The organism is Staphylococcus sp. EG-SA-2 (genome assembly GCF_017152085.1).
This window is the reverse complement of the sequence record NZ_JACYHC010000983.1, coordinates 1-11,506: the sequence shown is the minus strand read 5'-3', so window position 1 is coordinate 11,506 and position 11,506 is coordinate 1. Positions and strand designations below refer to the sequence as shown.

At 32.8% G+C, this 11,506-nt stretch carries 10 protein-coding genes and 1 pseudogene; 1 reads left to right on the top strand and 10 read right to left on the bottom strand.

Annotated elements, in window-relative coordinates; translation table 11 throughout:
* Both IDG60_RS16965 and hflX read right to left on the bottom strand, forming a co-directional pair.
* Positions 1-1,207, bottom strand: a 1,207-nt coding sequence (locus IDG60_RS16965) for a methionine gamma-lyase family protein (RefSeq protein ID WP_206160969.1), incomplete at its 3' end; no start/stop codon positions are given.
* Between the two features lie 18 nt (positions 1,208-1,225).
* The gene (hflX, locus tag IDG60_RS16960; RefSeq protein ID WP_000068617.1) at positions 1,226-2,464 is read right to left on the bottom strand and encodes a GTPase HflX; all 1,239 of its coding nucleotides are present in this window, start codon (positions 2,462-2,464) and stop codon (positions 1,226-1,228) included.
* A 111-nt stretch (positions 2,465-2,575) separates the two neighbouring features.
* Between hflX and IDG60_RS16955 the strand changes: the two genes are divergently transcribed.
* Complete coding sequence (locus tag IDG60_RS16955) at positions 2,576-3,052, top strand: glutathione peroxidase (protein ID WP_000448078.1); 477 nt, start codon at positions 2,576-2,578, stop codon at positions 3,050-3,052.
* Between the two features lie 221 nt (positions 3,053-3,273).
* On the opposite strand, the gene hfq is transcribed toward IDG60_RS16955, so the two are convergent.
* The 8 genes and pseudogenes from hfq to IDG60_RS16915 form a co-directional block, all read right to left on the bottom strand.
* Positions 3,274-3,507, bottom strand: a complete 234-nt coding sequence (gene hfq / locus IDG60_RS16950) for an RNA chaperone Hfq (RefSeq protein WP_000561358.1) — start codon at positions 3,505-3,507, stop codon at positions 3,274-3,276.
* A gap of 14 nt (positions 3,508-3,521) precedes the next feature.
* Positions 3,522-4,457, bottom strand: coding sequence for a tRNA (adenosine(37)-N6)-dimethylallyltransferase MiaA (miaA, locus tag IDG60_RS16945; RefSeq protein WP_001548613.1), 936 nt, complete (start codon positions 4,455-4,457; stop codon positions 3,522-3,524).
* Positions 4,458-4,474: 17 nt separating this feature from the next.
* Positions 4,475-5,389, bottom strand: coding sequence for an alpha/beta fold hydrolase (locus IDG60_RS16940; protein ID WP_000136952.1), 915 nt, complete (start codon positions 5,387-5,389; stop codon positions 4,475-4,477).
* 149 nt (positions 5,390-5,538) lie between these two features.
* Positions 5,539-7,212 carry a glycerol-3-phosphate dehydrogenase/oxidase gene (locus IDG60_RS16935; protein WP_001218596.1) on the bottom strand — a complete coding sequence of 558 codons (1,674 nt, stop codon included), beginning with the start codon at positions 7,210-7,212 and terminating at the stop codon, positions 5,539-5,541.
* A 157-nt stretch (positions 7,213-7,369) separates the two neighbouring features.
* Positions 7,370-8,866 (bottom strand): glycerol kinase GlpK, encoded by a 1,497-nt coding sequence (gene glpK / locus IDG60_RS16930; protein ID WP_000417375.1) that lies wholly within the window; start codon positions 8,864-8,866, stop codon positions 7,370-7,372.
* 128 nt (positions 8,867-8,994) lie between these two features.
* On the bottom strand, positions 8,995-9,813 hold the full coding sequence (locus tag IDG60_RS16925; protein WP_001103743.1) for an MIP/aquaporin family protein: 819 nt from the start codon (positions 9,811-9,813) through the stop codon (positions 8,995-8,997).
* A gap of 474 nt (positions 9,814-10,287) precedes the next feature.
* Positions 10,288-10,830 (bottom strand): glycerol-3-phosphate responsive antiterminator, encoded by a 543-nt coding sequence (locus IDG60_RS16920; protein WP_001077635.1) that lies wholly within the window; start codon positions 10,828-10,830, stop codon positions 10,288-10,290.
* A 5-nt stretch (positions 10,831-10,835) separates the two neighbouring features.
* A pseudogene (locus tag IDG60_RS16915) lies at positions 10,836-11,506 on the bottom strand (DNA mismatch repair endonuclease MutL); the annotation flags it as partial.

The following is an 11,506-nucleotide window of genomic DNA, read 5'->3' as shown; positions in this document are numbered from 1 at the left end:
CAGCTCTTGTCACAGCAATTTTAACGTGTTCATATGTTAATCCTCCTTGAACATATGCTTCATAAGGAGGACGAATAGGTCCATCTGCAGATAATTCAATCGATGAACCTTGAATAAACGTACCAGCTGCCATAATAACATCATCTTCGTAACCAGGCATATAACTAGGTTCTGGACTAAAATGTGCATTAATTGGGGATGCGTGTTGAATACTTTGACAAAATGAAATCATTTGTTCTTTCGTTTCAAATTTAACTGTTTGAATTAAATCAGTTCGTTTTTCGTAGTACTTCGGCGTTGTGTTCATATTCATTTTTTCTAAAAATAAACTAGTAAACAATGCACCTTTAAGACTCTGACTGACAACGTGTGGTGCTAAAAAGAAACCTTGATACATTTCAAGCAATGCATTTAATGATGCACCCGCTTCTTTACCAATACCAGGTGCTGTCAATCTATAACCACATCGTTCAATTAAATCTTTTCTACCAGCAATGTATCCACCAATCTTAGCTAAACCACCGCCAGGGTTTTTAATTAATGATCCTGCTATTAAATCGGCACCACATTCTATAGGTTCACGTCTTTCAACAAATTCCCCATAACAGTTATCCACAAATATTAAAATATTAGGATGCACGTTTTTCAACCTAGTAATTACCTTTTCAATTTCATCTAGCGGAATTGAAGGTCTTTGATCATAGCCTTTCGAACGTTGAATCGCTATTACTTTGGTGCGCTCAGAAACCCCATCTAACACACTTTCAATATCGATCTTACCTTCTTTAAGTGCAATATCTTTATACGATACGCCGTGCTCCATTAAACTTTCAATACCATTTCCGTTTACGCCAATGACTTCAAGTAAAGTGTCATATGGACTACCCGTTATATAAATTAATTCATCACCATGTTTTAATAAACTTTGTAATGCAATAGTAATCGCATGCGTACCTGAAATAATTTGCGGACGAACAATTGCATCTTCTGCTTTAAATGCCTGCGCATATATTTCTTCTAAATGATCACGTCCAAAGTCATCATACCCGTATCCTGTTGATCCTTGTAGATCACTTTCGGTTGCTTTGACATGATGAAATGCATTTAATACTTTTTCTTGATTAATATATGCTGTTTCTTCAATTTCTTTAAAATATGGTGCTAACGTTGATTCGACGTCAGCTACTATCTTACTTATATCTTTCATTTGAATTTCGTCCTTTTATTATTTTTTAAATCCTTTTATACGATAAACATTTTCAATTTCATCATATTTAAGTTCAGTCACTAATGTATGTTGTTTTAGAAAATATAATCGATCTGCATTATTCGTCGCAATTGTCTCATCATAATAAGTTAATTGCCTTTTGATTTCATCAATAAATAACGTCTTAACAAGTAATTTATCACCATCATTTTTAGAAGAAACAAAAACATTAGGCAAATCACTTGCTGGACGATTTGATGCATGATCACATAAGTCCTTTTTATTAAAAATAACTATTTGAGAAATATGACTCATATCTAATTGTTTGATTAAATCATTAACTGTGTCATACTGCGTACGGTATTCAGGATGGCTACTATCTACGACATGTACTAATAAATCTGCACCTTTAGCCTCTTCTAAAGTTGATTTAAAAGCTGCAATTAACGTCGTAGGTAGTTTCTGTATAAAACCAACAGTATCTGAAATAATTAAATTAAATCCATCATTTATTTGAATTTGTCGTGTTTTAGGATCTAACGTTGCAAATAATTGATCTTTTTCATACGTCTCTTCATTTGCTAAAACATTAAACCATGATGATTTACCAGCATTTGTATAACCAACTAAAGCTACTTGAAACACCTGATTTTGATTTCTTTTATTTCGATATCTTTCGCGATGTTCTTCTACCGTCCGCAATTGATGTTTAATTTCATTCATACGAGTTCGAATATGTCTGCGATCCATCTCTAACTTCGTTTCACCAGGGCCTCTAGTTCCAATACCGCCACCTAAACGAGAAAGACTTTTACCATGGCCTTGCAATCTAGGTAATAAATAATCAAGTTGTGCTAGCTCTACTTGCAATTTACCTTCTTTACTTCTTGCTCTTAATGCAAATATTTCAAGAATCAACTGAGTTCTATCAATAATTTTTACACCTAAAGCTTCATTTAGTGATTTGGATTGTGCAGTCGTTAATTCATCATTTGTGATGACTACATCAATATCTTTGAACTCAATAAATGCTTGAATTTCTTCAATTTTACCTTTACCAACATAATATTTGCGATCTACACGATCTCTGTTTTGAGTAATTTGACCCAACACTTCAAGTTGGCAAGTCTCTGATAAAGATGATAATTCCTCCATTGTAGACTCAAAATTAAATTGCTTATCATCTTGAGCATGTACACCGACTAAGACAGCTTTTTCTAGTTTATTTTTAGTATCATGAATTTGTTGCTGAGCCATGTTATACATCTCCTTAATAAAATCCTACTCAAAGTATTCTATCATAGAGTTTTAGTAAAGACTATTACACGATTTTATGGTACATTTTAAGTAAATCGAAAGGATGATTCAATGGAGACAATTTATGATTTTGTAGTAGAAACAAATAAAGGTGTTACTTACAAATTAGATGCATATAAGGGTGACGTTATGCTAATTGTTAATACAGCTAGCGAATGTGGCTTTACTTCACAATTTGAAGGTTTGCAATCATTATACGAGAAATACAAAGATCAAGGGTTTGTAATTCTAGGTTTCCCTTGTAATCAATTTGGTGGTCAAGAACCTGGATCAGGCGAAGAAGCAGCTCAAAACTGTAAATTAAACTATGGTGTTACCTTCCCTATGCATCAAAAAATAGACGTAAAAGGGGAACATCAATTACCTTTATTTAGATATTTGACTGCGGCACAACACGGATTCTTTAATGAGAAAATCAAATGGAATTTCACTAAGTTTTTAGTGGATCGCGAAGGTAACGTTGTTAAACGATTTGCACCTCAAAAAAAACCTGTTCAAATCGAAAGAGAAATAGAAAAATTATTATAAAATATACTAGCTCATAGCAAATAAAACGCTTCATATAAAGTCGTATCATATATTGACTCGACCTTTATATGAAGCGTTTTTATTACAAACATTCCTCTATTGTATCTTGTCATTTGAACATCATTTAATTGATGTCACATATGACTTTATTTCTATATCTATTTATCATACTTCAAACGTTATGTACACGAGTCATTAAATCGTGCCCATATGATTACAACTTATTCTTCACTTTCAGTAGATGCTTGACCTTCAGTTTCTACTGTATAAGTGCTGATCGCATGTTTGTAAATCAAGTGTTGTTTGCCTTGAGAATTTAAGCTTACGACATACTTGTCGTATTCTTCAATAACACCTTTCATTTGGAAACCGTTTAGAAAGAATACAGTTACTTCAGTTTGGTTTGCTTTAAAATTCTCTAGTGCTTTGTCTTGGATGTTTTCGTTTGCAATCATCTGTCGGACTCCTTTTACTTAATCTGGGTTGTAATCTCATCTAACATCATTTGAAGTGACATATTTTCTTTATCTAACCAATGAACACTCATTTTATTCTTGAACCATGTCATTTGTCGTTTTGCATATTGGCGTGAATGTTGCTTTAAATCATTGACAGCATCTTCATAAATCATTTGTCCGTTAATCACAGGTATTAATTCTTTATATCCAATAGCTTGCATACTTTGGCAAGATTCATAGCCTTGTTCAACAAGTTGTTGCACTTCTCTAAATAATCCGTGATCCAACATAATATCAACACGTTTATTTATTCTTGAATATAATGTTTTACGCGACATTTCAATCCCTAATAATAATGTATCATAATTTTCAGTAAATTGTTGCACTTTCTTGCGATTACTCAAAAGTTTTTTTGTTTTTAAATAATATTCAATAGCGCGCAACACTCTTTGGCGGTTGTTAGGGTGAATATTTTCTGCAGAAACCGCATCAAATTGAGCTAAATAATCGTGTAGTTGCTGATTATCTAAATGTTCTAATGCAGATAACTTTTGTTTAACTATGGATAATTGTGCAGGTGTAACTGTTTCATCTTCTAATTCATAATTATATATTAATGATTGAATATATAAGCCTGTTCCACCTGCTATGATTGGAACTTTACCTCTATTCGTTATATCAGTAATTAAATCTTCTGCTAATCGCTTGAATTCATATGCTGAAAATGTATCATCAGGATTCAAGATATCAATTAAATGATGTGGAATACCATCCATTTCTTCAGGTGTTACTTTTGCAGTTCCAATATTCATATGTTTGTAAACTTGCATAGAATCACCGCTTATGATTTCACCATTGATACGCTTCGCGAGTTCTATGCTAAGCTCTGTTTTACCTGAAGCAGTTGGCCCCACAATTACTACAATAAAAGGCTTATTTTTATTCATATTTAATTCCACTTTCTTTATTTTTTATAAAATTGATTCAACCATTTAAACAAGTCTTCCCAAATTTTGTCATGATCTTTTTCAAATAACACTTCATGACGTTTATGATGATAAAGATTCACTTTAACATTTTTAATGCCAGCTTTTCTATATATATTCGCCAATTTTAAAATCCCTTTACCATAATCACCTAAAGAATCGTCATATCCTGAAACTAATAATATAGGCATGGCATGATTTAACATTTTCATATTTTTTAATTGTGATGTATGTAGCATATAATAGGCTGTTTGATATAATAATTGATTTGACACATTAAATCCACTATATGGATCTTTAATAAAGTTATCTACTTCAATTGGATTACTAGAAATCCAATCACTTTGTGTACGTAATGGACGTATTTTTTTATTAAAACTATTTGATACTAACTGGTTAACCCATTCAACTCGTTTCTCAGCACCATAAATTTTTGTAATCAGTTGTAACACTTTAACGGTTGGTAAACCTTTCCATAATGAATACATACCAGTACCACTTAAAATTAGACCATCAACATATTGCGGATATGTTTCTACAAACAATCTAGCTATAACGGATCCCATTGAATGTCCGATTATAATGTATGGTTTATCAACATTGCCTCTCACTGTTTGCGCTACTTCAAAGGCATCACCGATAACTCGTTTCATATCATCGTAATGCCCTCTTGTTGATTCATCAATATTAATACCATGTCCTCGATGATTATGACGTATCACATCGAAGCCATGCTTTGAAAGTGCATGTGCTAATTTATCGTAACGTTCCATATGTTCAGCCATACCATGAAATATATGAATAATTCCTTTTGAATCTACATCTGTAAAATTCACTTTAACTTCAATATTCGTATTATCTTGTACAGTTAATTTAAATTGTTTTTCAGTCATCATCTCACACCTTTAATAACAACGTTTTTATATTCGCTTTTATTATTATCATACATTTAGTGATGCATAGTTTCAATTGACTAATGTATCTCGTATAAAAAAACTGATGCCCTTAAAACAGGACACCAGTTTATGATTGTACAAATTAATTATTCTTTAACTGCTGGTTGATTATTTCCATGTTGCGCTTCTTTAATTGCTTGCTCAACTTCTTCAGTATATGCTTCAATTTGAGCTGGAGAGTAATCAAGCATATCTGCCATAATATCGATGACAGCATCTTTATAATCTAATACATCTTTAATATTGAAATACATTTTACCAGAACGACGAACTAAGAAATCGTTAGGTTTGTATACCATTTCTTGTTGAATACTATAAACAAGTTCTACATAAATTTCTAATGGTAACTTGCTATCATGGTATTGAGATGTTTGCGCAATGTTGAACAATTCATCAACATTTGAACCATATTTAGATGCTAAACGTCTTGCAACATCTTCATCAATGCCGAATCCTTTAGCTACATCTACTTTTTGCTCTACAAACGCATCAAAGTTCTTGCTACCACCTACATCGCCACCTGAAATTGCCAGACCTTTTGTATTACATGGACTAAATGTTAAACCGTAGTCTTTTTTCAAGCGTTTAGATACTAAATCAACAATGTCTTGAGCCATGTGACGATAGCCTGTTAATTTACCACCTGCAATAGTTAATAAACCTGATTTACCTTCCCAAATTTCATCCTTACGAGAGATTTCAGAAGGGTCTTTGCCTTCTTCGTAAATTAATGGTCTAATTCCTGCCCATGTTGATTCAATATCTTCATCTGTAACATTAACACTAGGGAACATGTAATTAATCGCATCGATTAAATAGTCTCTGTCTTCTTGTGTAGTTAATGGTGAAGATTTGATATTGTCATAGAATGTATCTGTAGTACCTACATACGCTTTTCCTTCACGTGGAATTGCAAAAATCATTCTTCCATCTTTTTCAGTATCAAAGTATACTGCTTGACCTAATGGGAATTTTGATTGATCAATAACAACATGTACACCTTTAGTTAAACGTAATTTTTTATTATTGCGTGCATAATCACCACTTCTAACATCATCAACCCATGGGCCTGCTGCATTAACCACTTTTTTAGCCTTAATTGTATAATTTTCATTAGTTAATTTATCTATAACTTTAACACCATTTACTTGTTGATTTTTATCATAAGTGAAGTGTTCAGATTTAGTATAGTTGATAATTTCTGCGCCTTTTTCAGCAGCACGCTTCATAACTTCAATAGTTAAACGCGCATCGTCAGTACGATATTCAACATAGTAACCGCCGCCTTTTAGACCTTCTTTTTTAACTAATGGTTCTTTAGCTAAAGTTTCTTTTTTAGATAACATTTTTTTACGTTCAGACTTCTTAACACCTGCTAAACGATCATACATTCCTAAACCAATTGATGTTGAGAATTTACCAAATGTTCCACCTTTATGCATTGGTAAAAGCATCCACTCTGGAGTCGTAACATGAGGCCCATTTTCATAAACAATCGCACGTTCTTTACCAGTTTCGGCAACTACTCCAATTTGGAATTGTTTTAAGTAACGTAAACCACCATGGACTAATTTTGTAGATCTTGAGCTTGTTCCTTGTGCAAAGTCTTGCATTTCAACTAATGCAACTTTCATTCCTCTTTCACTCGCGTCTAGTGCAATACCTGCACCTGTAATACCGCCACCAATAATTACTAAATCATATTCATCATTTCTTAAATTCTTTTTAATATGTTCTCTCTTAAAAGTAGACAATGCCATTCCAAAACGCCTCCTAAAAAATGTAAAAACGAGAGACTTGTCCCACATAAACAATCCTTCAATTGTACATGTTCGAACAAATCTCTCGTTTCTCGATTCAAATATTAACTTAAATTGATTGTATCACAATGTTTATACAAAAGTCTAATCTACAAGTTTATTCTGTTTTAAAAACTTGTGTTGCTTCAACAGCTTTTTTCCAACCTCTATATAATTTTTCTCTTTCGCCTTCATCCATTTTCGGATCGAATTTTTCTTCTAATTTCCAGTTTTTAGCGATATCATCTTTACTCTCCCAGAATCCAACTGCTAATCCTGCTAAAAATGCAGCACCTAAAGCTGTAGTTTCTTGAATTTCAGGTCTTTCAACAGAAGTATTAACAATGTCTGCTTGGAACTGCATAATAAAGTTGTTTTTAACTGCACCACCATCGACACGTAAACTTTGGACATCAATGCCAGAGTCTTTTGACATTGCTTCCATAACGTCACGAGTTTGGTAACATAGTGATTCTATAGTTGCACGGATAAAGTGCTCTTTTTCAGTTCCACGTGATAAACCGAAAATCGCACCACGTGCTTCAGAATCCCAATATGGTGTTCCTAAACCTACAAAAGCTGGAACAACATAAACACCCTCAGTAGAGTCAACTCGTGTCGCATAACTTTCTGATTGTGGTGCTGAATTAATCATTCTTAATCCATCACGTAACCATTGGATTGCTGAACCCGAAACAAAGATGGAACCTTCAAGCGCATAATTTACTTTTCCATCAATACCATAAGCAATTGTTGTTAATAAACCACTTTCAGATTTAACCGCTTTGTCACCTGTATTCATTAACATGAAGCCACCAGTTCCATATGTGTTTTTCACGTCACCACGTTCGAAGCAAGCTTGTCCAAATAATGCTGCTTGTTGATCACCAGCTACACCAGCGATTGGTACTTCTTGACCATAGAAGTGGTAATCAATTGTCTTACCATATACTTCACTTGAAGGTTTAACTTCTGGCAACATATTTTTAGGTACTGTAAGTAGTTCTAATAACTCATCGTCCCATTCTAAATCATGGATATTAAACATTAATGTACGACTCGCATTTGAATAATCAGTAATATGCGCAGCTTTTCCTGATAATTTCCATACTAACCAAGTATCAATCGTTCCAAATAATAGATCGCCATTTTCTGCTTTTTCTCGTGCACCTTCAACATTGTCTAGAATCCATTTAACTTTTGTACCTGCAAAATACGGATCTAAAAGTAATCCTGTCTTATCTCTAAATGTTTGTTCATATCCTTGTTGTTTTAATTCTGAACAAATTGATTGTGTTTGACGTGATTGCCAAACAATTGCGTGATAAATTGGGCGGCCAGTATGTTTGTCCCAAACCACCGTTGTTTCGCGTTGGTTTGTAATACCGATACCTGCAATTTGATCAGCTCTAACATCATTTTCATTAATTACTTCCGTCATTACAGCTAACACAGATGTCCAAATTTCATTTGCATCATGTTCAACCCAACCTGATTGTGGAAAATATTGCTTAAACTCACGTTGTGCTACCCCTGCAATTTCCCCTTTTTGATTGAATAAAATCGCTCTTGAGCTTGTTGTTCCTTGGTCTATAGATAAAATATATTTTTCCATTAGTAGTATCTCCTTTATTAAAAAATAATCGCTAACCCATTGTACAAAATCTGTTAAATTTTGGCGAAAAAATAGCATAATCCATGAATCAAACATGTTAAATTATGCTATTTACGTTTCTTTTTATTTTAGTAAATTGATTCGATATCACCTTTTTTTGATGATTTATTTAAAATGTAACCTAAAATCAAAGTAATAATAACTACAACAATTGCAATTGCACAACCAATATTAAATGTATGTTTATAAAATACAGCGTATACCACTGCACCTAATAAACCACCGGCAATTGGTCCTAAGATAGGAACGATTGCATATGACCAATTTGAACCACCTTTACCAGCTATTGGTAAAATCGCATGTGCAATTCTCGGACCTAAATCACGTGCTGGGTTGATTGCATAACCAGTAGCACCGCCTAAACTTAATCCGATTGCAACAATTAATGCTCCGACAATTAAAGGATTTAAACCATCGGCAATTTTGTTTACACCGATAAATAAAATACCTAAAGTTAATGCCATTGTTCCGATAATCTCACTTAAAAAGTTGGCAAAGTAATTCTTAATAGCCGGTGCTGTAGAGAAAACACCTAATTTCGCGCCAGCTTCTTCTGTCGCTTTCCAATGTGGCAAGTACATTAACCATACAATTGTTGCTCCGACAATTGCACCTAACATTTGAGCAACAATATAACCAGGAACTAATGACCAATCAAAACTTCCGTCTAATGCAAGAGCTAAAGACACCGCTGGGTTTAAATGTGCACCTGAGAATTGACCGACAGCAAACACACCCATTGTAACCGCTAATCCCCATCCAGCTGTGATAACAATCCAATCAGCACCATTCGCAGCACTTCTCTTTAAATTGACATTGGCACAAACGCCACCACCAAAAAGGATTAAGATTGCAGTTCCTAGGAATTCTGCTAAATATACATTCATATTAAATGTCCTCCCAAAAAGACAAAGAGATTCCTACACTAGCAGTTTGGCTCGTAGAAATCTCCCGTCTCTATTCTATGTATTAACTTTTATTATATTTGTTATGATACTATCGATATGAAAGCGTTGTCAATGGTTTTTGTAAAAATTTTGTCAAATTTAATTTTTCAAGTCTTTATAAAAGTAGTTTAATTTGAAAACTAGAAATATCAATCCGCACTAATTTATTTATGACGCCATTTTGTTTAATTGACATTCTTCAGCCATATTTTTTATGACTAGTTGCATTTTTTACTAATAAACACCTCTAAAACTTTAATGATTTTAATCGTTTTAGAGGTGCTAATTATGTTATTTAATTATTCTTTGTATGATACCTTAAATACCTTATTACATATCCCATATGAAAACGGCTTTTTTAATATGTTATATGACTAAATCTCGTGAAAAATGAAATTTTTGCAGACTTATGATTTACCAAAGTTTATCATAACTAGTTGTTACATATTTCGCTCCATTTTTAACAGCTTCATTGACTTCATCTATTGTATTAATTAGGCCACCTGCAATGACTTGTGTGTTTGTTTCTTTCTGAATATGATGAATCGCTTTACTCGCAACACCTGGAAGTACTTCAACAAAATCAGGTTCAACTTTTTTTATCAAATCTATACTGCGTTTCAATGCTTGACTATCAATAATAAATACTCTAAAAATCGTTAAAGTATTTAATGATTTAGCTTTTTTTATTACTTTAGATTTAGTCGATACGATACCTTTTGGCTTGTATTGCTGAATAATAAATTCACTTGCAAATTCATCGTGGCTTAAACCTTTTATCAAATCTATATGAATAAAACACTCTATATGATTTTGCTTCAGCAATTCCATAATACTTTTTATATGTCCTATATGCATATCTAGAAGCACACACATTTTATAATCTGTTTTAATCAGTTTCTCTAAATCTTTAATGTTTCTTATAGCAGGCAATATGTTGTTATTCACTTGATTCATCCTCTCTACATCACACGCTTAAATAATTTTTCTAATTCGTATTTTGAAAAATTAATGATTATTGGACGACCATGTGGACATGTAAATGGATCTTCCGCTTCTCTTAATTGATCAATTAAATCAGACATTTCATGTTTTTGTAAATAATGATTCGCTTTAATAGATTTTTTACATGACATCATGATTGCTACATCTTCACGTAATTTTTTAATATCTACTTTTTTCTCTTCCAAAATTAGCTCAATCATATCTTTAATGATTTCTTCTACTTCATCTTTAGGGAACCAAACTGGATAGCTACTTACAATATAATCATGACCACCAAAATGTTCTAACATGATACCTACTTGTTGAAGCTCATTTTTATATTGATCAATAACTAATTGTTCATCCTTTGAAAAATGAAATGTTAACGGGATTAATAAATCTTGTACTTCATTGGTAACTTCACCTATTTTATCTCGAAAATATTCATATTTTATTCTTTCTTGAGCTGCATGCTGGTCAATCATGTACATGCCAAATTCATTTTGAGCAATAATATACGTCCCATGTACTTGGCCAACAATTTCCATATATGGAATTCTTCGTTTAGGGTCTTTACTTTTTGTTCCTTTAATATCGTTTACATCATAATAATCATCAGACGCTTTATTCTCATAATTTTGCACAGATG

Bases quoted from the DNA above. Each gene is read 5' to 3' on its own strand.
- miaA (WP_001548613.1), bottom strand. From the start codon at position 4,457: ATGAATAAAAATAAGCCTTTTATTGTAGTAATTGTGGGGCCAACTGCT.
- glpK (WP_000417375.1), bottom strand. From the start codon at position 8,866: ATGGAAAAATATATTTTATCTATAGACCAAGGAACAACAAGCTCAAGA.
- IDG60_RS16935 (WP_001218596.1), bottom strand. From the start codon at position 7,212: ATGGCATTGTCTACTTTTAAGAGAGAACATATTAAAAAGAATTTAAGA.
- IDG60_RS16955 (WP_000448078.1), top strand. From the start codon at position 2,576: ATGGAGACAATTTATGATTTTGTAGTAGAAACAAATAAAGGTGTTACT.
- IDG60_RS16925 (WP_001103743.1), bottom strand. From the start codon at position 9,813: ATGAATGTATATTTAGCAGAATTCCTAGGAACTGCAATCTTAATCCTT.
- hfq (WP_000561358.1), bottom strand. From the start codon at position 3,507: ATGATTGCAAACGAAAACATCCAAGACAAAGCACTAGAGAATTTTAAA.
- hflX (WP_000068617.1), bottom strand. From the start codon at position 2,464: ATGGCTCAGCAACAAATTCATGATACTAAAAATAAACTAGAAAAAGCT.
- IDG60_RS16920 (WP_001077635.1), bottom strand. From the start codon at position 10,830: ATGAATCAAGTGAATAACAACATATTGCCTGCTATAAGAAACATTAAA.
- IDG60_RS16940 (WP_000136952.1), bottom strand. From the start codon at position 5,389: ATGACTGAAAAACAATTTAAATTAACTGTACAAGATAATACGAATATT.